16 protein-coding genes and 2 pseudogenes are annotated in these 19969 nt (G+C 70.9%); 7 read left to right on the top strand and 11 right to left on the bottom strand.

What is annotated here, in order from left to right; genetic code table 11:
* Nucleotides 1-215: 215 nt before the first annotated feature.
* On the top strand, nucleotides 216-1130 hold the full coding sequence (locus IQ279_RS06675) for a GNAT family N-acetyltransferase (RefSeq protein ID WP_307792244.1): 915 nt from the start codon (nucleotides 216-218) through the stop codon (nucleotides 1128-1130).
* Between the two features lie 42 nt (nucleotides 1131-1172).
* On the opposite strand, the gene IQ279_RS06670 is transcribed toward IQ279_RS06675, so the two are convergent.
* A complete protein-coding gene (locus IQ279_RS06670; RefSeq protein WP_241027692.1) occupies nucleotides 1173-2603 on the bottom strand; it encodes a serine hydrolase domain-containing protein in 1431 nt (476 codons plus the stop codon).
* Between the two features lie 754 nt (nucleotides 2604-3357).
* Nucleotides 3358-3525 (bottom strand): annotated as a pseudogene (locus IQ279_RS06665) (GNAT family N-acetyltransferase); the annotation flags it as partial.
* Nucleotides 3526-3665: 140 nt separating this feature from the next.
* On the opposite strand from IQ279_RS06665, the pseudogene IQ279_RS06660 reads away from it, so the two are divergent.
* Nucleotides 3666-4049 (top strand): annotated as a pseudogene (locus tag IQ279_RS06660) (VOC family protein); the annotation flags it as partial.
* A 53-nt stretch (nucleotides 4050-4102) separates the two neighbouring features.
* Here IQ279_RS06660 and IQ279_RS06655 read toward each other — a convergent pair.
* The 3 genes from IQ279_RS06655 to dnaB form a co-directional block, all read right to left on the bottom strand.
* Nucleotides 4103-4822: a helix-turn-helix domain-containing protein gene (locus IQ279_RS06655; protein ID WP_206347374.1), complete on the bottom strand. Its 720-nt coding sequence runs from the start codon at nucleotides 4820-4822 to the stop codon at nucleotides 4103-4105.
* A 64-nt stretch (nucleotides 4823-4886) separates the two neighbouring features.
* Nucleotides 4887-5303, bottom strand: a complete 417-nt coding sequence (locus IQ279_RS06650) for a YunG family protein (RefSeq protein ID WP_307792243.1) — start codon at nucleotides 5301-5303, stop codon at nucleotides 4887-4889.
* Nucleotides 5304-5381: 78 nt separating this feature from the next.
* The gene (gene dnaB / locus IQ279_RS06645) at nucleotides 5382-8090 is read right to left on the bottom strand and encodes a replicative DNA helicase (RefSeq protein ID WP_206347372.1); all 2709 of its coding nucleotides are present in this window, start codon (nucleotides 8088-8090) and stop codon (nucleotides 5382-5384) included.
* A gap of 463 nt (nucleotides 8091-8553) precedes the next feature.
* Between dnaB and IQ279_RS06640 the strand changes: the two genes are divergently transcribed.
* Nucleotides 8554-9900, top strand: a complete 1347-nt coding sequence (locus IQ279_RS06640; RefSeq protein WP_206347371.1) for an MATE family efflux transporter — start codon at nucleotides 8554-8556, stop codon at nucleotides 9898-9900.
* A gap of 100 nt (nucleotides 9901-10000) precedes the next feature.
* On the opposite strand, the gene rplI is transcribed toward IQ279_RS06640, so the two are convergent.
* The 4 genes from rplI to rpsF form a co-directional block, all read right to left on the bottom strand.
* Nucleotides 10001-10447, bottom strand: a complete 447-nt coding sequence (gene rplI / locus IQ279_RS06635) for a 50S ribosomal protein L9 (RefSeq protein ID WP_206347370.1) — start codon at nucleotides 10445-10447, stop codon at nucleotides 10001-10003.
* Between the two features lie 18 nt (nucleotides 10448-10465).
* Nucleotides 10466-10702, bottom strand: a complete 237-nt coding sequence (gene rpsR / locus IQ279_RS06630; RefSeq protein ID WP_027765513.1) for a 30S ribosomal protein S18 — start codon at nucleotides 10700-10702, stop codon at nucleotides 10466-10468.
* Nucleotides 10703-10773: 71 nt separating this feature from the next.
* A complete protein-coding gene (locus IQ279_RS06625; protein WP_206347369.1) occupies nucleotides 10774-11340 on the bottom strand; it encodes a single-stranded DNA-binding protein in 567 nt (188 codons plus the stop codon).
* 110 nt (nucleotides 11341-11450) lie between these two features.
* On the bottom strand, nucleotides 11451-11741 hold the full coding sequence (gene rpsF, locus IQ279_RS06620; protein WP_206347368.1) for a 30S ribosomal protein S6: 291 nt from the start codon (nucleotides 11739-11741) through the stop codon (nucleotides 11451-11453).
* 334 nt (nucleotides 11742-12075) lie between these two features.
* Between rpsF and IQ279_RS06615 the strand changes: the two genes are divergently transcribed.
* The 3 genes from IQ279_RS06615 to IQ279_RS06605 all read left to right on the top strand — a co-directional run bounded on the left by IQ279_RS06615 (nucleotide 12076) and on the right by IQ279_RS06605 (nucleotide 14758).
* Nucleotides 12076-12378, top strand: a complete 303-nt coding sequence (locus tag IQ279_RS06615) for a hypothetical protein (RefSeq protein WP_206347367.1) — start codon at nucleotides 12076-12078, stop codon at nucleotides 12376-12378.
* A gap of 136 nt (nucleotides 12379-12514) precedes the next feature.
* Nucleotides 12515-13633 carry a lipid II:glycine glycyltransferase FemX gene (locus IQ279_RS06610; RefSeq protein ID WP_206347366.1) on the top strand — a complete coding sequence of 373 codons (1119 nt, stop codon included), beginning with the start codon at nucleotides 12515-12517 and terminating at the stop codon, nucleotides 13631-13633.
* A gap of 93 nt (nucleotides 13634-13726) precedes the next feature.
* The gene (locus IQ279_RS06605) at nucleotides 13727-14758 is read left to right on the top strand and encodes an alanine racemase (RefSeq protein ID WP_206347365.1); all 1032 of its coding nucleotides are present in this window, start codon (nucleotides 13727-13729) and stop codon (nucleotides 14756-14758) included.
* Nucleotides 14759-14942: 184 nt separating this feature from the next.
* Here the strand turns inward: IQ279_RS06605 and IQ279_RS06600 are convergent, their stop codons facing one another.
* Entirely contained in the window at nucleotides 14943-16025 is a 1083-nt protein-coding gene (locus IQ279_RS06600; RefSeq protein WP_206347364.1) for an inositol-3-phosphate synthase, read from the bottom strand.
* 75 nt (nucleotides 16026-16100) lie between these two features.
* Nucleotides 16101-16712: a PadR family transcriptional regulator gene (locus IQ279_RS06595; protein ID WP_206347363.1), complete on the bottom strand. Its 612-nt coding sequence runs from the start codon at nucleotides 16710-16712 to the stop codon at nucleotides 16101-16103.
* A 440-nt stretch (nucleotides 16713-17152) separates the two neighbouring features.
* Here IQ279_RS06595 and IQ279_RS06590 point away from each other — a divergent pair, with 440 nt between their 5' ends.
* A complete protein-coding gene (locus tag IQ279_RS06590; RefSeq protein WP_206347362.1) occupies nucleotides 17153-19816 on the top strand; it encodes a transglycosylase domain-containing protein in 2664 nt (887 codons plus the stop codon).
* Nucleotides 19817-19969 lie beyond the last annotated feature (153 nt).

The following is a 19969-nucleotide window of genomic DNA, read 5'->3' as shown; positions in this document are numbered from 1 at the left end:
CGTTCTGCGCGCAGTTTTCCAGAGCTGCCCGCTCCCTTTCCAACCGGCTTGCGGATTCCGGCCGGACGCACCCGGAAAAGCGGCGAAAACGTATACCCGGACAGTTCCGGGGTATTCCCCGCGTCCACGGCCGGGGCGCGGCCGGGGACGCGACGGGGGGGGGAGACGCGTAAACCGGTGGCCGCCCCTCCGTCCGTCGGCCAGGCTGAGCACCCGTGACGTCCACCCACATCCGGCCCCCGGTTCCGCTTCCGCCCGTCCGCCGCCTCGCCCTCGCCGATCTGCCCGCCTGTCTCGACCTCGCCGCCGACCGCGGCTGGACGCGCGAGAAGCACAAATGGCGGCTGCTGCTCACCGCGGGGCAGGGCTACGGCATCGACGCGCCCGGGGACGACCCTCGCGGCGGCCTGATCGGCGCCTACGTCCTCACCTCCTACGGACCGCGGCCCGGCTCCCCGGGCTCCCGGGCCCACACCTGCGTCGGCATGGTGCTGGTCGCCGAGCGCCACGCCCGCCGGGGCCTGGGCCGCCATCTGATGCGGTACGCGCTGGAGGAATCCGGGGACGCCGTCGTCTTCCTGACCGCCACCTCCAACGGCCGCCCCCTCTACGAGGAGCTCGGCTTCACCGCCGTCGGCACCACCGTCATGCTCACCGGCCGCCTCGCTCCCGCCCGCTCCCCGGGCCCGCCCGTCCCCGTGCGCGACGCCGTCGCCGCCGACCTGCCCGCCGTACTCGCCCTGGACGCAAGGGCGTTCGGCGCCGACCGCGCCCATCTGATCGCCCGGCTGCCGTCCTTCGCCGACCACTTCGCCGTCGCCGTCTCCCGGGCCGGCCCCGGCGGGATCGCCGGCTTCGCGGCCGCCTGGCCGAACGAGGGCACCACCGTGATCGGCCCGGTCGTCGCGGAGGACGAGACCACCGCCCGAGCCCTGATCACCGAACTCGCCTCCCGCACCGGCGGCCCGGTCCGCTACGACGCCGGCCTCCACCACCGGGGGCTGGTGGACTGGCTGCGCTCGGGCGGCCTGGACGGGGACTTCACCACCACCGTGATGGTGCACGGGGCATCTGACGTCCCCGGCGACCCCGGCCTGCGGTTCGCCCCCTACTCGGTGGCACTGGGCTGACGCCCCGACCCGGGCCCGGGCACCCGGACCGGGGCGCGGAGTTCACTCCGCGCGCCACCCCTGCGGGTCCACACCACCCGGAACGGGGGCCTCCGGATCGTAGGGGGTCCGGGTGAGGACGAACGTGCCCAGATCCAGATGGCTCACCTCCCCGCCCGCCCCGCGCACCACCCGCAGCGTCTCACCCGCGTAGTAGCCGTCCAGCCCCGTCCAGGTGCCGTCCGCCTCCGGCCGGAAGCGCGAGGCCCGCCCCGCGCCGCCGACCGGGACCAGCTCCAGCGCCCGCCCCTCGCGCACCCGCAGCGCGAACACCGACGGCCCCCAGTACCACGGACCCGTCAGCGCCGGCAGCTCCGGACCGGTCTGCGAGCGCGGACGCCACGGCTCGGGGAAGGACGGCTCGCGCTCGGCGACGATCCCCAGCAGATCGGCCGCCAGACCGCCCACCGGCAGCCCCGAGGTCGCGTTGACCAGCGCCACACTCGCCAGCCGCTCCCCGGGAGCGGTCCACACCGCCGCGAGGAAACCCGGCATGGAACCGGTGTGTCCGGCCAGCAACCTTCCGCCGGAGCGCACCAGCTGCATCCCCAGCCCGTACGCCTGGTCCCAGGACTCCGCCTCCGGCGCCACCGCCGGTGTCCGCATCCGCTCCAGGCTCTCCGCGCCCAGCACCCTCTCGTCGCCTGCCGCCAGGAACGCCGCGAAGCGGCACAGGTCCCCGGCCGTGGACCACAGCTGCCCGGCCGGCGCCATCAACCCGGTGTCCGCGAGCGGCTCGGGCAGTACCGCGTCCGCCCACGGGTGCACGGCCCACCCCCGGGCGTACGGCTCCCGCGGCAGCGGCGTCGTACGGTCCATGCCCAGCGGGCCGAGCACCTCCTCGCGCAGCACGTCGTACCAGGGCGCGCCGCGCAGCCGCTCCACCAGGGAGCCCAGCAGCGCGTAACCGAGGTTGGAGTAGTGGTGCCGCCGGCCGGCCGGATGCCGCACGGGCCGCTCGCCGAACAGGTCGGCCGGCCCGGGGCGCAGTTCGCCGGGCGTCCGCTCCCACCAGGGGCCGCGCGGTTCGGCGGCCAGCCCGGCCGAGTGGGACAGCAACTGGGCGACCGTCGCCCGGGCGACCTCCTCCCCGGCCTCGGCGGGCACCTCCAGATACTCACCGAGCGGGTCGGACAGGTCCAGCAGCCCCTCGTCGCACAGCCGCATCACCAGCACCGCGACGAACGTCTTGGTGATCGAGCCGATCCGGTACCGGGTGTCCGCGGTCGGCTCGCCCTCCGTCTCCCCCGCCGCGCCGGGCAGGCCGACCGCACCGCCGCGCACCCCCGTCCACACCGTCCGCCCGTCTCGCACCACGGCCCCGACCGCCGACGGCACCCGGCCCTCGGCCTGGGCGACGGCCAGCCTGTGGAGGAGTGCGCGGCGGGTCTCCGGCAGCAGCTCGCCGTCCATGTCTCCGCTGGAATCGCTCATCCGCACACTCTCCCCGGCCGCGTCGGCCGGGGCCAGCGTTTTCCACCGCGCCGGCCCCTTGGTGACGGGGGCGCCGGGGGTGTGGACGACTCCCGTCGGCGGGCCGGGACAGAACTCCTTGGAGGAGGCCTGTTCCAAGCCGCCCGCACCGGCGCGGAATTCCGCACGTTTTAATGCCATTCGATCGTGTCTTCACATGTATCACCTCGTTCTCCCGGTGAGGGGCTGCGCCATCGGGGTGACGCCCGGATGGAGGAGACGGTGACGGTGAACGAGGAAGTCCTGCTGGAATCGAGGACACTGCGCGAGAGCGTGGCCGAACACACGGGCGCGCTGGACAAGGTGAAGGCCCTCTCCGTCCTGCCGGACGGGACGCATGTCACGACGCGGATGGTGGCCGCCTACTTCGAGGTGGGGGAGACCGTCATCCGCGCCGTCGTCCACGATCACCGCGACGAACTGGAGGCCAACGGCTACCGCGTTCTGACAGGGCCGGAACTGAGTTGCTTCAAGCAACCCTGTGGACTGCCGCCGCGCACCCGCTCCGTCGCGGTCTTCTCCCGGCGCACCGTCCTGAACGTCGCGATGCTGCTGCGCGACAGCGTCGTCGCACGTCAAGTGCGTGCCTACCTGCTGGACGCCGAACGGAACACCCGCCCCCGGCCTGTGGATAACCTTCTCCACATCGACCTCGACGCCCTGGACGAGCGCATCACTCGCATCAGCACGCAGACCGCGGGCCGGCTCATCGGACAACGACCAGGTGCTGGTGGGGGTCGGAGGCGATCTCCGCGAAGGCCTCCCGGTAGGGGGCGAGGTCGCCGGGGGACTCGCGGCGGGCGCCCAGCGGGTCGTCGGCGAGCATGTCCACGATGGCCCGCAGATCGTCCGCCGTCGCGGGGCGTATGCCGAAGTCGCTCATGACCGGCACCCTGTGCCGCTGCCGCCCCGTGCGGCGGCATAGGCCCGTTTCCGCCCGCACCGGACCGCCTGCCGGGCCGTTCGCCGGACACGTCCGATTCCTTCAAGACCTCCGGCCCGGCGACGCCCCAGCATGGCCGTATGGCACCCCGTATCGATCTCGTCGGCCTGGTCACCTCCGACATGGCCGCCTCGCTCGCGTTCTACCGCCGCCTCGGCCTCGACATCCCCGCCGGCGCCGAAGAGCAGCCCCATGTGGAGGCCCCGCTGCCCGGCGGGCTGCGCATCGCCTGGGACACCGTCGAGACCATCCGCTCCTTCGACCCCTCCTGGACCCCGCCGAGCGGCGGCGGCCGCGTCGAGCTCGCCTTCGCCTGCGACGATCCGGCCGACGTCGACCGGCAGTACACCGGACTGGAGCGCGCCGGGCACACCGGGCACAAGGCCCCCTGGGACGCCTTCTGGGGCCAGCGGTACGCCATCGTCCTCGACCCCGACGGCAACGCGGTCGCCCTCTTCGCCCCGCTGCCGGACGGCGCGCCCGGCTCTCAGCCCTCCAGCGGTCAGTCCTCCGGCGGTCAGTCCTCCGGCGACCGGCCCTCCGACAGCAGCACCGAGAGCTGAACCCCGGCCAGCGCCCTGACCTCGCGCGACAGATGCGCCTGGTCCGCGTACCCGGCACCGGCCGCGGCCGACGCCGGCGGCACGCCGCCGCGGGCCAGGCGCAGAGCCCGCCGGAACCGCAGCACCCGGGCCAGGGTCTTGGGCCCGTAGCCGAAGGCCGCCAGCGAGCGGCGGTGGAGCTGCCGCTCGCTCAGTCCCACTCCGCGCGCCACCTCGGCGACGCTCACGCCACCGCGCAGCCCGGCGGCCACCGCAGCCGTCAACGGGTCGTCCGGCGCCCGTCGCAGCCGTACCGCCGCCGCCTCCTCCAGCACCTCGGCCCCGCTCCGGGCCACCGCCGTCCGCTCGGCCATCCGCTCGGCCAGCTCCCGCGCCTCGCGCTCCGGCCAGAGCGCCTCCAGCGGCACCCGCGCGTCACGCAGCTCGTGCGCCGGTACGCCCAGAACGCGCGGCCCGGTGCCGGGCGGGAAGCGCAGCCCCACATAGCCGGTCCCCGGCAGGTCGTCGGCCAGCTGGGCCCTGGTGTCCGGCCCGGCCACCAGCAGCCCGCCGGCCGTCCGGATCAGGTCCATGCACCCGTCCGGCAGCACCCGCGCCCGCTGCGGCCGCGCGGGGGCCTCCCGGCGCCACACCACCGCGCCGGCCACCCGCCGCGACCCCCGCTCCTCGTACAACTCGCCGGCCTCCCACCCGTGCCCGTGTCCGTCCCCCGTGCGCCGCCCGGCGGACGGGCGCGCCTCATGTACCCGGCACCGGCGGCAGCGGGCCGAGACGCCCCTCGACACGTCCGCGCAGCACCCGATACTCCTCCCAGCGACGGCGCGTCCGCCCGGCGGGCCTCTCCACCGCCCGCCCCTCGGTGACCGTCTCACCTCTGACGAACTGCTCGCGCGTCAGGTCGAGTTCGATCCCGTTCGGCAGCCGGTTCCACCAGTGGTAGCCCTCCCGCTCGCCTGCGTGGAACACCTCTCCGAGCACCAGTTCGCCGCCCAGCAGATCGTTGACGACCAGGGAGGTGATGTCGCAGTGCCCCCAGGCCGGGTTGTCCGGACTCCATGCGATGCGGGTGCCGTCGGACGGGCAGCAGGTGTCGGCGGACCAGCTCGCACGCAGGGCGCGGTCGATGTCCAGCAGTGTCCACGGCACCGGGGTCATGCCGGCCAGCATGGCAGGACCCACCGACACCGGGCCCCAGGGCGGGCACCGCACCCGGTCGGATCAGATCAGGTCGGGTCAGGTCTGGGCCATATCCACGAAGCGCGAGTAGTGCCCCTGGAAGGCCACGGTGATCGTCGCCGTCGGGCCGTTGCGGTGCTTGGCCACGATCAGGTCCGCCTCGCCCGCCCGCGGCGACTCCTTCTCATAGGCGTCCTCGCGGTGGAGCAGGATGACCATATCGGCATCCTGTTCGATGGAGCCCGATTCACGCAGGTCCGAGACCATCGGCTTCTTGTCGGTGCGCTGTTCGGGGCCGCGGTTGAGCTGGGAGAGCGCGATCACCGGCACCTCCAGCTCCTTGGCCAGCAGCTTGAGGTTCCGGGACATCTCCGAGACCTCCTGCTGACGACTCTCGGGACGGCGCGAGCCGCCCGACTGCATCAGCTGGAGGTAGTCGATGACGACCAGCCGCAGGTCGTTGCGCTGCTTGAGGCGGCGGCACTTGGCGCGGATCTCCATCATCGTCAGGTTCGGCGAGTCGTCGATGTACAGCGGCGCGCCCGTGACATCGGGCATCTGGCGCGCCAGCCGGTTCCAGTCCTCGTCCGTCATGCTGCCCGACCGCATGTGGTGCAGCGCCACCCGAGCCTCGGCGGACAGCAGCCGCATCGCGATCTCGTTGCGGCCCATCTCCAGCGAGAAGATCACGCTGGGCAGGTTGTTCCTGATGGAGCAGGCCCGGGCGAAGTCCAGGGCAAGGGTGCTGTTATGCGTAGGGACCATGGAGCGGCTGCACAGGTACAGGTGGGCCGGGTTGTCGACCTGGACGCACCGTACCGGAACGGATTCGATCTCCTCCACGCTCGTGATGAACCGCTGAACCGGCTTCGGCGTGGACGGGCGGAGGCGGTCCCGGTGTGCCTGCTGCTTGCGGCCCAGCCGGAACACCTCGTCGCCGGTGGTGAAGGTGACCGTGTAGCAGGTCGAGGACTCCTCCGATCTGCCCTTGACGCGCTTGGTCGCCATCCCGCACCGGTACCCAAGGCTCATGACCAGCTCCCGGAACCCTTCGGCGAGAGCGTGGTTGGTGACGGCGAACTGCACGGAGCCGGTGCGGGATACGGTGCCGCCGGTGTCGAGAAGCCCCGCCAGCAGTGCTCTCCGCTGGGCAACGGACCCTCGCAGGTACTCGGTGGGAATGTGCTTGTTCCCCAGCACGCCCAGCTCCCGCAGAAGGACGAGGAAGCTGCCGTGCCGCCTGGCGCACGGGGCGCACCGGGGCTTGGTGAAGGGAGAGAAGCACGTGGTCCCGCAGTCGACGCAGGTGGCGTGTGGTACCGGGGCGGAAGCGGCACGCGCCCGGCCACCGCAGGATCGGCCGCAGGTACGGACATGCGCCGGCCTGGGGACGAACTCCGTGCCGCACACGGCGCAGGACCGCTTGAGGCGTTCCGGTGCGTCCACCGTCAGAGACAGAGCGCAGGTGACTTCCGTGTTGCCGACCGGACGGGTGGTGATGCCGTCCTTCTGGACGTACTCCAGGATCTCAGGGTCCACGGTGGTCAGGCGTGCGGCGGTGCTTGAGCCGTCTCCGAGCCAGACGCCCAGGGTGTAGGGCGGGATCGGGAGCGCCCGTTCGGGCAGGTCAAGCGGAGCGGTGTTGCGCACGGAGTGGTTCGTGCGCCGGTCGGCGGTCAGGCACCGTACTGTCTCCGCGATCTCCTTCGTGGTCTTCACCGTCGCGGCTTGGTGGGCGTAGCGCCGGGAGGAGCGGGTGTCGGTGAGCCACTGGTGCTCGGCATCCGCGACAACCGTGGTTCCGTCATCGAAGGTGATCCGGTAGCACGGGCGGCCGTGCATGACGTCGGTCGCGGCGACTACGCGGGTGGGGCGCCCGTCCGCGTCGAGGAGGTCATCCCCCTCGCGGACGTCGCCCATCGTGGTCCACCCGTCAGGGGTGGGCAGCGGGGTATCGAGCGCCAGCGCCTTGCCCATCGCCGGTCTGGCCGCGATGACGATCATCTGGCCCGGGTGGAGGCCGTTGGTCAGGGAGTCCAGGTCGGTGAAACCCGTCGGCACGCCCGACATCTGGCCGCTGCGCGAGCCGATCGCCTCGATCTCGTCGAGCGCGCCCTCCATGATGTCGGCGAGCGGGAGGTAGTCCTCCGAGGTGCGCTGCTCGGTGACGGCGTAGATCTCGGCCTGGGCCGAGTTGACGATCTCGTCCACGTCCCCGTCTGCGGCGTACCCCATCTGCGTGATGCGGGTGCCCGCCTCGACCAGGCGGCGCAGGACGGCGCGTTCGTGGACGATCTCCGCGTAGTACTGGGCGTTGGCCGCGGTGGGGACGGCCTGGACCAGGGAGTGCAGATAGCCGGGGCCGCCGACCTTGGTGATCTCGCCGCGTCTGGTCAGCTCGGCGGCGACGGTGATGGGGTCGGCCGGCTCGCCCTTGGCGTAGAGGTCGAGGACGGCCTGGTAGACCGTCTCGTGGGCCGGGCGGTAGAAGTCCTTGCCCTGGAGGGTCTCCACCACGTCCGCGATGGCGTCCTTGGACAGCAGCATGCCGCCGAGGACGGATTTCTCGGCGTCGAGGTCCTGCGGGGGGAGTCGGTCGAAGCCGCCCACCGGGCCCGAGGGCCAGGTGTCGGGGCCGCGGTCGTGGCGCTCGCCGTCGGCAGCGGCCTCGCGGCTGCGGCGGGAGACCGGGAGATGGTCTCCCGGACCGGGGGCCCCGGTGACGTATCCGGGTGCCGGGCTGTCGACGTGCTCGGACTGCGTCACCCCGCCACCTCCTCCCGTTCCTCGCGACCCGCGCCCCTCTTTCCTACGGCACGGCTCTGACACTGGGCGCGCCCGCTCCCCGGTCGCGGTTCCGGCCCCGGCTCCGGTCGTGGGCCGGGCGAAGAAGAGGGGAACAGCAGGCGGGCGCCGGACAACGGTAGGGCTACGGGGGCCTCCAGCCAATCCGGTTATCCACAGGGTGTGTGGATGAACGACCACATCCTGTGGAGAACTCGGCGATTCCTGTGTACGGGGCGGGGGACGGGCCTGTGGAGAACTCGTTCGGCCGACTTTTGCACAGGTTCTGAGCTGCTGTTTTCCCATCCACCGGCTGTGCAGGAGAAAAACTTCGCGACTCGCGTCAAGATCGCGACAAACGGCGCAGAGGATCTCACCCCAGGTGAGGAATGGTAATGGTCACACATCTATTGCAACTATTACTTGTGGATGTTTGGATCGGATCATGACACACGCTCCCCCGTCGGCCGGACGCACCGCGGTACGCCACCACGACCGCGAGATCATCGCGCTGGCGCTCCCCGCCTTCGGCGCGCTCGTCGCGGAGCCCCTGTTCGTCATGGCCGACAGCGCGATCGTGGGGCACCTGGGCACCCCTCAGCTCGCCGGGCTCGGTGTCGCGGCCACCCTGCTGACGACCGGGGTGAACATCTTCGTCTTCCTCGCCTACGCCACCACCGCCGCCGTCGCGCGCCGCGTCGGGGCCGGTGACCTGCCCGCCGCCATCCGGCAGGGCATGGACGGGATCTGGCTGGCGCTGCTGCTCGGCGCGGCGGTGGTGGCCGCCGTGCTGCCCACCGCGCCCGCGCTCGTCGACCTGTTCGGGACGTCCGCGACCGCGGCTCCGCACGCGGTGACGTATCTGCGGATCAGCGCACTGGGCATCCCGGCCATGCTCGTGGTCCTGGCCGCCACCGGTGTGCTGCGGGGGCTTCAGGACACCCGTACCCCGCTGTACGTGGCCGTCGGCGGCTTCTCCGCCAACATCGTGCTCAACTTCGCCCTGGTGTACGGCGCCGGGCTGGGCATCGCCGGCTCGGCCTGGGGCACGGTGATCGCCCAGTGCGCGATGGCGGCCGTCTATCTGGTGGTGGTGGTCAGGGGCGCCCGGCGGCACGGCGCCTCGCTGCGGCCGGACGCCGCCGGGATCCGGGCCAGCGGCCGGGCCGGGGCGCCGCTGCTGGTCCGCACCCTGTCGCTGCGCGCCGTGCTGGTGCTGGCGACCGCCGTCGCGGCGCGGCTGGGGGACGTCGAGGTGGCCGCGCACCAGATCACGCTGACCGTCTGGTCGCTGCTGGCCTTCGCGCTGGACGCCATCGCCATCGCCGGGCAGGCGATCATCGGCCGCTACCTGGGCGCGGGGGACGCGGCGGGGGCACGGGCCGCGTGCCGGCGGATGGTGCGGTGGGGGATCGCCTCCGGGGTGGTGCTGGGGATGCTGGTGGTCGCGGCGCGTCCGCTGCTGCTGCCGCTGTTCACCCCGGACACCGCCGTACACGACCGGCTGACACCCGCGCTGCTGGTGGTGGCGGTGACATCGCCGGTCGCGGGGGTGGTCTTCGTGCTGGACGGGGTGCTGATGGGCGCGGGCGACGGACCGTACCTGGCATGGGCGGCACTGGCGACGCTGGTGGTGTTCGCCCCGGTGGCGCTGGCGGTCCCGGCGCTGGGCGGAGGGCTGACCGCGCTGTGGTGGGCGGTCGCCGGACTGATGATGGGGATGCGGCTGGTCACCCTGTGGCTGCGGGCCCGTTCGGGCCGCTGGGTCGTCACCGGGGCGGTGCGCGCCTGAGCGGACCGCCGGGCACAGCACGGAGAGCACGGAGCACGGCAAAGGGCCGCGCCCCCCTCCCGGGGACCGCGGCCCTTTCGGCTGTGCGCCGGGGATGCCGTCAGGCGGCGCCGACCTCGACGCCGATCTTGGCGACGACCTCGGGGTGCAGACGCACCGAGACCCGGTGCGAGCCCAGGGTCTTGATCGGGGCGTCCAGCTCGATGCGGCGCTTGTCGACGTCCGGTCCGCCCGCGGTCTTCACCGCCGCGGCGACGTCGGCCGGGGTGACGGAGCCGAACAGGCGGCCCTGGTCACCGGCGCGGACCTTCAGGCGCACGGTGACGCCCTCCAGCCTGCCCTTGATCTCGTTGGCCTGCTCGATCGTGGCGATCTCGTGGATCTTGCGGGCGCGGCGGATCTGCTCGACGTCCTTCTCCCCGCCCTTGGTCCAGCGGATGGCGAATCCGCGGGGGAGCAGGTAGTTGCGGGCGTACCCGTCCTTCACCTCGACGATGTCGCCGGCGTTGCCGAGACCCGAGACCTCGTTGGTCAGGATGATCTTCATGAGTCGGTCATCCTTCCCTTATCGAGCGGTCGAGGTGTAGGGCAGCAGCGCCATCTCACGGCTGTTCTTCACGGCCGTGGCGACGTCACGCTGGTGCTGGGTGCAGTTGCCGGTCACGCGACGGGCACGGATCTTGCCGCGGTCGGAGATGAACTTCCGCAGCAGGTTCGTGTCCTTGTAGTCGACGTACTTGATCTTTTCCTTGCAGAACACGCAAACCTTCTTCTTCGGCTTGCGAGCAGGCGGCTTCGCCATTGTCTCTCTCCGTTTGGTTCAAGAAGTCTGTGCCTGTGAGCGCAGCCCCTCCCGGAACCCCTGGGGGTCCCTCAGAAGGGGGGCTCGTCCGAGTAGCCGCCGCCGGAACCGCCGGAGCCACCGCCCCAGCCGCCACCGCCGCCACCCTGCTGGCCGCCGGCCGGAGCGCCGGTCGCCCACGGGTCGCCCGCGGGTGCGCCGCCGCCCTGCTGGCCGCCGCCGGGGCCGCCGCCCCAGCCGCCGCCACCGCCACCCTGCTGGCCGCCGCCGCGGCCGGTGGTCTTGGTGACCTTGGCCGTGGCGTTGCGCAGGCTGGCGCCGACCTCGTCGACGTCCAGCTCGTAGACCGTGCGCTTGATGCCCTCCCGGTCCTCGTAAGAGCGCTGCTTGAGCCGGCCCTGCACGATGACGCGGGTGCCCCGGGTGAGGGACTCGGCGACGTTCTCCGCCGCCTGCCGCCACACCGAGCAGGTCAGGAACAGGCTCTCGCCGTCCTTCCACTCGTTGGTCTGGCGGTCGAAGGTGCGGGGAGTGGACGCGACACGGAACTTCGCGACCGCCGCACCGGAGGGGGTGAAGCGCAGCTCGGGGTCGTCGACCAGATTGCCGACGACCGTGATGACGGTCTCGCCTGCCATGGGTGAACCTCTCGGCGGGGTGCTGCTGGCTGCTGGTGATGCTGTGGTGCCGGTGCTTCCGGAGTGCCGGAGGCGCTACCGGTTGCCCGGGATCCGCTGAGCGGGGGCGCTCAGTGGGTCTCGGGGCGGAGGACCTTGGTCCGCAGAACCGACTCGTTCAGGTTCATCTGACGGTCGAGCTCCTTGACGACCGCGGGCTCGGCCCGCAGGTCGATGACCGAGTAGATGCCCTCGGGCTTCTTCTTGATCTCGTACGAGAGACGACGACGGCCCCAGGTGTCGACCTTCTCGACCTTCCCCTCGGCCTCGCGGACGACGGAAAGGAAGCTCTCGATCAGCGGGGAGACAGCGCGCTCCTCGAGATCGGGGTCGAGGATGACCATCACCTCGTAGTGACGCATGTGGAACCCACCTCCTCTGGACTCGGCGGCCACGGTCGTTCCGTGGCAGGAGGGTCGTGATGCGTGAGCAACGGTATCGGCCGGCACTGACAGTCCCGGTCCGTTCCCGGATCCGGTCGCCGCCGGGGCAGACACCGCGCAGACGGTACAGAGTACCCGCACCGCCACTCGGGTTGAAATCCGGTGCCCGATCCCCGCAATCTGGACACAGGGGGCGTGACACGCGTCACCCGTCGCACCCTCGCAAGTCCGGCGGATGCGGCTCATCCGCCCTGTCCGGGAGTCCGGCGGTCCGGCAGCACGGCCGTCCGGACGGTCCCGCGGGAGGTTCCCCATGGCACAGGCGGTACGGAGGAGCCCGGTCTCCTCCCTCCTCAACACCGACGGCCGGCGGCACCCGGTCGAGAACCGGTTCGTCGCCGTGACCGCGGTACTCGGCGTGGTCGCGTTCGTCACCGGCTTCTTCCCCGGTCTCAGCCTGATCGCGTCCTGGGCCGGGCTGCTGGGGATCGTCTCCGGCGGCTGGGGACAGATGATCTCCGCGACCACCGGCGAGCGGTTCGCGCTGGTCGTCAGCATGGGAGCGGCGGCGGTCGGCTTCTACCTGGGCATGTCGAACGGCGGGCTGTTCGGCTGACCTCCCGGCCGCCCGCCCGGGACGGGCGCGGCGGGCGGCGGCTCGCCACGGCCCCGTACTGGCACGTCCGGGGCACGTGCCTGCGCAGTAGGCTTCCGGCCAGACCCTGCGAAGTACGCCGGAGGAGCGCCCCGTAATGAGCCTGACCCTGAGGACGATCAGTCGCGAGCAGCACCTGGCGTATATCCGGAGCCTGCCATCGGCCAGCCACATGCAGGTGCCCGCGTGGGCGGACGTGAAGGCCGAGTGGGGTTCGGAGAGCCTGGGGTGGTTCGACGCGGGCGGCGAGCTGGTCGGGGCGGGCCTGGTGCTGTACCGCCAGCTACCCAAGGTCAAGCGCTACCTGGCCTATCTGCCCGAAGGGCCGGTGATCAACTGGTTCGCGCCGAACCTGGAGGAGTGGCTGCGCCCGATGCTGGCGCACCTGAAGGCCAAGGGCGCGTTCTCGGTGAAGATGGGCCCGCCCGTGGTGATCCGGCGCTGGGACGCCCCCGCGATCAAGGCCGGCATCCAGAACCCGGACGTGAAGCGGCTGCGCGACGTCGAGGCCACCCACATCGAGCCGCGCGCCTTCGAGGTGGCCGACCGGCTGCGGCGGATGGGCTGGCAGCAGGGTGAGGACGGCGGCGCCGGCTTCGGTGACGTCCAGCCGCGCTACGTCTTCCAGGTGCCGCTGGAGAACCGCTCGCTGGACGAGGTGCACAAGAGCTTCAACCAGCTGTGGCGGCGCAACATCAAGAAGGCCGAGAAGGCCGGCGTCGAGGTCGTGCAGGGCGGCTACGACGACCTGCCGGTATGGCAGGAGCTGTACGAGGTCACGGCCGAGCGCGACCGCTTCCGGCCGCGCCCCCTGGGCTACTTCCAGCGGATGTGGACGGCGCTGAACGCCGAGGACCCCAACCGGATGCGGCTGTACTTCGCCAAGCACGAGGGCGAGCCGGTGGCCGCGGCCACCATGCTGATCGTGGGCGGGCACGTGTGGTACTCCTACGGCGCCTCGGCCAACCACAAGCGCGAGGTGCGCCCCTCCAACGCCATGCAGTGGCGGATGCTGCAGGACGCGTACGCGCTCGGGGCGAGCGTGTACGACCTGCGCGGCATCAGCGACTCCCTGGACGACTCCGACCACCTCTTCGGTCTGATCCAGTTCAAGGTGGGCACCGGCGGCCAGGCCGCCGAGTATCTCGGCGAGTGGGACTTTCCACTCAATAAGCTGCTGCACAAGGCGCTCGACATCTACATGTCGCGCCGCTGACGCCCTGCTCCACGCACGTCCGGCGAGCGCCGGCGGGACGGAAGACGGCCCGCCGGCGCTCGCCGGGACCGATGAGAAAGGTTCCGTACGGCCATGGCGCTCTCCCTCTACGTCGACACCGAACGCTGGCGGACGCACCAGCAGACGGTGCTGCAGCAGTTCCCGGGGCTGGTCCCGGTCTGCAAGGGCAACGGATACGGCTTCGGCCACGAGCGGCTGGCCGAGGAGGTGACCCGCTTCGGCTCGGACGTCATCGCCGTGGGCACGACGTACGAGGCCGCCCGGATGAAGGACTGGTTCAGCGGGGACCTGCTGGTGCTCACCCCCTTCCGCCGCGGTGAGGAGCCGGTGCCGCTGCCGGACCGGGCGATCCGCACCGTCTCCTCGGTCGACGGGGTGAACGCGCTGGTCGGGGCCCGTGTCGTCATCGAGGTGATGAGCTCGATGAAGCGGCACGGGGTGGTGGAGGAGGACCTGGGCAAGCTGCGCGCCTCGATCGAGGACGTGCGGCTGGAGGGCTTCGCGATCCATCTGCCGCTGGACCGCACCGACGGCACGGACGCGGTGGACGAGGTCATCGGCTGGATGGACCGGCTGCGGGCGGCCCGCCTGCCGCTGGAGACGATGTTCGTCAGCCACCTGAAGCCTCAGGAGTTCGCACTGCTCCAGCAGCAGTTCCCGCAGACCCGCTTCCGGGCGCGGATCGGCACGCGGCTGTGGCTGGGCGACCACGAGGCCACCCGGTACCGGGGCTCGGTGCTGGACGTCACGCGGGTGGTGCGGGGCGACCGCTTCGGCTATCGGCAGCAGAAGGCGGCGGGCGACGGCTGGCTGGTGGTGGTGGCCGGCGGCACCTCCCACGGGGTGGGCCTGGAGGCGCCGAAGGCCATGCACGGGATGACCTCGCGGGCCAAGGGCGTGGCGCGGGCCGGGCTGGCGACGGTGAACCGCAACCTCTCGCCCTTCGTGTGGGACGGCAAGCAGCGCTGGTTCGCCGAACCGCCGCACATGCAGGTGTCGATCCTGTTCGTGCCGGAGGAGTCCGCGGAGCCGAAGGTGGGCGACGAGCTGACGGCGATCCTGCGGCACACGACGACGCAGTACGACCGGCTGGTCGACAACTGAGCGGTCGCACGCGGCCGGGGGCGCCGTCGTACTGCCGTACGACGGCCGTACGACGGCGAGGGGCCCGGACACGGTTTCGTGTCCGGGCCCCTCGCCATGCCGCGCCACCGGACGCGTCCCGTCGTCCGGTGCGATGCTCCCGGGTGCTTCCCGGGCGGTGCCCGGGTGACACCCGGTGCGCTTCCTAGCGCTCCACCTCGCCGTTGATGAACTTCTCCACGTTCTCCCGGGCCTGGTCGTCGAAGTACTGGACCGGCGGGGACTTCATGAAGTAGGAGGAGGCCGAGAGGATCGGGCCGCCGACGCCGCGGTCCTTGGCGATCTTCGCGGCGCGCAGGGCGTCGATGATGACACCGGCGGAGTTCGGGGAGTCCCAGACCTCCAGCTTGTACTCCAGGTTCAGCGGGACGTCGCCGAACGCGCGGCCCTCCAGCCGGACGTAGGCCCACTTGCGGTCGTCCAGCCAGGCCACGTAGTCCGACGGGCCGATGTGGACGTTGTCCTCGCCCATGTCCCGGTCGGGGATCTGGGAGGTGACGGCCTGGGTCTTGGAGATCTTCTTGGACTCCAGGCGCTCGCGCTCGAGCATGTTCTTGAAGTCCATGTTGCCGCCGACGTTGAGCTGCATCGTGCGGTCGAGGACGACGCCGCGGTCCTCGAAGAGCTTGGCCAGCACACGGTGCGTGATGGTCGCGCCCACCTGGGACTTGATGTCGTCGCCGACGATCGGGACACCGGCCTCGGCGAACTTGTCCGCCCACTCCTCGGTGCCGGCGATGAAGACCGGCAGCGCGTTGACGAAGGCGACCTTGGCATCGATGGCGCACTGCGCGTAGTACTTCGCGGCCTCCTCGGAGCCCACCGGGAGGTAGCAGACCAGGACGTCGACCTCGCGGTCCCTGAGGACCTGCACGACGTCGACCGGCTCCTCGGCCGACTCCTCGATGGTCTGGCGGTAGTACTTGCCCAGGCCGTCGAGGGTGTGGCCGCGCTGGACGGTCACGCCGGTGGCGGGCACGTCGCAGATCTTGATGGTGTTGTTCTCACTGGCGCCGATGGCGTCGGCGAGGTCCAGGCCCACCTTCTTGGCGTCCACGTCGAACGCGGCCACGAACTCGATGTCCGAGATGTGGTAGTCGCCGAACTGCACGTGCATCAGACCCGGCACGCGGCTCTTCGGGTCGGCGTCCTTGTAGTACTCGACGCCCTGCACCAGCGAGGCGGCGCAGTTGCCCACGCCGACGATGGCTACGCGAACCGAACCCATTGGCGGTTGCTCCCTGTGTTTGTTCCGTGTCGTTTCCGACGGTGGTGTTGGTGCCGGTCCGCTCGGCGCGGACCTTCACGCGGTGTCATCGGACGGATCGGGCGGGGTCTGCCCCCGGTTCTGATCACGCCCCGCCCGCTCGCTCTCGATGAGTTCGTTGAGCCAGCGGACCTCGCGCTCCACGGACTCCATGCCGTGTCGCTGCAGTTCGAGGGTGTAGTCGTCCAGCCGCTCCCGGGTGCGGGCCAGGGCGGTGCGCATCTTGGCGAGGCGCTCCTCCAGGCGGCTGCGGCGGCCTTCCAGCACCCGCATCCGCACATCGCGCGAGGTCTGGCCGAAGAAGGCGAAGCGAACGCCGAACCCCTCGTCCTCCCAGGTGTCCGGCCCGGTCTGGGAGAGGAGCTCCTCGAAACGCTCCTTCCCCTCGGCCGTGAGCCGGTAGACGATCTTGGCCCGGCGTCCGGCGAGCGGCGCCGCGAGGGAGTCCTCGGGCTCGTCACCGGGCTCCTCGGCCAACCAGCCGCGCTGGACCAGCGTCTTCAGGCAGGGGTAGAGGGAGCCGTAGCTGAAGGCCCGGAAGACTCCCAGCGAGGTGTTGAGCCGTTTGCGCAGCTCATAGCCGTGCATGGGTGACTCACGGAGCAGTCCGAGGACGGCGAACTCCAGGATTCCCGAGCGTCTGCCCATCGCCGTCACTCCTTCCGCCGGTGTCCGCCGGCCGGCCCGTCCGCAGGCGGCCGCCCCGGGCTCACGCCCTGTCGTCCTGTGTCATTGTCTCTCATCGATGTATCGATTCGATACATCGGAGCGATAGCGAAGACGATAGAACGCCTCCACGGGCGCGACAAGGGGGGACGGGCTCGGGGGAGAGTGAGCGGTTTCACATCGCTCTTTCACTACAGCTCGGTAGCCCCTCTTTCTCCTGAATGCCGGAGATGGGCTTTTCGTACCTGCGTAGTCTGTCCGCTGTGCAGAAGGCCACCGGGAACCAACGAGGCGTCGGACGCGTCCTCGTCCCGGGTGCAGTGCGGCCAGTTCTGGGAACGTGGGCGGGCCGCACTTCGGGGGACTGGAAGTACACTGCCGCCTTCAGGCGCGAGCGCCTGCCCGAGGAGTAGCTGTTCCACATGAGCGAGCACCGTCGTAAGCCACCGCAGTCGCGTGGCCGGCGCGCCGCACAGCCGCCGTCAGGCGGTCGGCGTGCCGCACAGTCGTATGGCTCCACCGCTTCCCACGGCATGCCCTCGGACCGCCCCCACGGCGGCCGGGCCGAGGCGCGGCGCGCGGCACAGCGCGCCGGTGCCGGCGGCGGAGGCGGCAGACGCCGGGCGGCCGACACCGCCGGGGACGTCACGGTCGTCGGCCGCAGGCGGGGGCGCTACGAGCCCGAGAAGAAGCGCTTCATCGACTACCCCAGATCCGGAAAGTACGGCTGGCGGCGCTGGACGCCGTCCTGGAAGCTGGTCACCGGTCTGGCCCTGGCCTTCATGGGGATGCTGATCGGCCTCGGCGGGCTGGCGCTGGCCATGGTGGAGGTGCCGGACGAGAAGAACGCCCTGGCTCTCCAGCAGAACAACGTCTACTACTGGTCAGACGACACCGTCATGGCCAGGGCCGGCAAGACCAACCGGCAGAACATGAAGCTGGAGGACATTCCCAAGTCGATGCAGCAGGCGGCGGTCGCGGCCGAGAACGCCAGCTTCTGGGAGGACAAGGGCGTCGACCCGATCGGCATCGGCCGGGCGGTGTTCAACATGGCCACGGGTGGTGACACCCAGGGCGGCTCGACCATCACCCAGCAGTTCGTCAAGAACACCTATCTGAGCCAGGACCAGACCATCACCCGCAAGGCGCGGGAGCTGTTCATCTCCATAAAGGTCAACGCCCGGATGAACAAGGAGGAGATCCTCCAGGGCTACCTCAACACCAGCTACTACGGGCGCGGCGCACACGGCCTCCAGGCCGCCTCCCAGGCGTACTTCGAGAAGGACGCCAAGGACCTCACGCCCTCCGAGAGCGCACTGCTCACCACCGTTCTCAAGGGCGCCGACCTGTACGACCCGGCCGGCGGTGAGGGCCCCAACTCCTCCCCCAAGGAGAACCGCGAGCGTGCCGTCAAGCGCTGGAACTGGGTGATGGACCGGCAGGTCGACCTGAAGCTGATGAGCCAGGCCGAGCGGGACAAGTACGAGTTCCCCAAGATCGCCCCACGCAAGGCCCAGGCCGGACTCAACGGGCAGACCGGCTATCTGGCCGCCCTCGCCGAGGCCGAGGTCAGGAAAACCCTGGGGCTCAGCAAGCAGCAGTTCGAGCAGGGCGGCTTCCAGATCTACACGACCTTCGACAAGAAGAAGACCGCCGCGATGGAGAAGGCGGTCAACAAGATCACCAAGCAGTACATCGACCCCGAGGAAAGGCCGGAGAAGGACAAGTTCGTCCAGTTCGGCGCCGCCTCGGTGGAGCCGGGCACGGGCAAGGTCGTGGCCATCTACGGCGGTCCGGGCTTCGAGAACGGCCACTTCACCAACAACGCGGACACCCTGGGCGTCCCGGTGGGTTCGGTCTGGAAGCCGTTCGTGCTGGCCGCGGCCATGGAACACGGCACCTACAAGAGCAACGGTGTGGGCGTCGCGCCGAACAGTGAGTACAACGGCGACAACAAGCTGAAGGTCAAGCAGCAGGACGGCACCGACTACCTGGACAAGGAGGGCAATCCCTTCTACCAGGTGAACGACGGCGACAAGGACCACGGCTACGTCACCCTGCGCCGGGCCATGGAGGTCTCCGCCAACACCCCGTTCGTCCAGCTCGGCATGGACGTGGGCATGGACAAGGTCAAGGGCATGGCGGAGAGCGCGGGCATCGAGAAGGACAGCTTCGACCCGAACCTCAACCCGTCCTTCGCACTGGGCACCTCCACCCCGGGCGCCATCGAGATGGCCAACTCCTATGCGACTTTCGCCGCCTCGGGAACCCAGGTCGACACCTACACGGTGCGGAGAGTGGCGCACAACGGCGAGGAGGAGCCCGGCTTCGAGAAGCCCCAGAAGGAGACGGCGATGGACTCCGACATCGCCGACAACATCACCGATGTGCTGCGCGGCGTCGTCGAGAAGCCGCACGGCACGGGCACCAGGGCCCAGGAGCTGGGCCGCCCCGTGGCGGGCAAGACCGGTACGACCGACAAGAACAAGTCCGCCTGGTGGGTGGGATACACCCCGCAGCTGTCCACCGCGGTCACACTGTTCCGCACGGACCCGGAGAAGCGCACCCTGCTCTCGATGAACAACACGGGTGGCTTCGATTCCATCCACGGTGGCCGGCTGCCCACCGAGGTGTGGACGGCGTACATGAAGAGCGCCCTCAAGGGGGAGCCCGCGAAGGACTTCCCCAAGCCCGGTCCGGTCGGCAAGAAGATCGACCAGGTCGGTGCCCCGTCGCCGTCGCCGTCGCCGTCGGAGAGCGAGGAGCCCGAGCCGTCGCCGTCGGAGAGCGAGGAGCCTGAGCCCAGCACGGAGCCGTCCCCGCCCCAGGAGACACCGTCCGGACCTCCGTCGAGCACCTGCCGTCCCAACGACTGGTTCTGTGACGACACCGGAGGCACGGACACCGGCGGAACCGACACCGGAGGCACGGACACCGGCGGAACCGACACCGGGGGGACCGACACCGGAGGCACGGACACCGGCGGCACGGACACCGGCGGAACCGACACCGGAGGGAACGGCAACGGCGGCAACGGAGGAAACGGCGGCAACGACGGCGGGATCTGGGGCCAGGACGGCGCCTGAGGCAGCTCTCGGAGCAGTGGCCGCCCCCTACCGGTACTCCGGCGGGGAGAGCTGAGCAAGACACAGGAAGCGGCGCCGGAAACGGCGCCGCTTCCGGCTTCTCCGGGCCCGGCCGTCTTGGCCTGCCCGGAGAAGCCGGGGCAGCCGGAACCG

This window comes from Streptomyces verrucosisporus (genome assembly GCF_017114865.1).
In the GTDB taxonomy this organism is placed as follows: Bacteria; Actinomycetota; Actinomycetes; order Streptomycetales; family Streptomycetaceae; genus Streptomyces; species Streptomyces fenghuangensis.
This window is presented reverse-complemented; position numbering and strand designations above follow the sequence as displayed.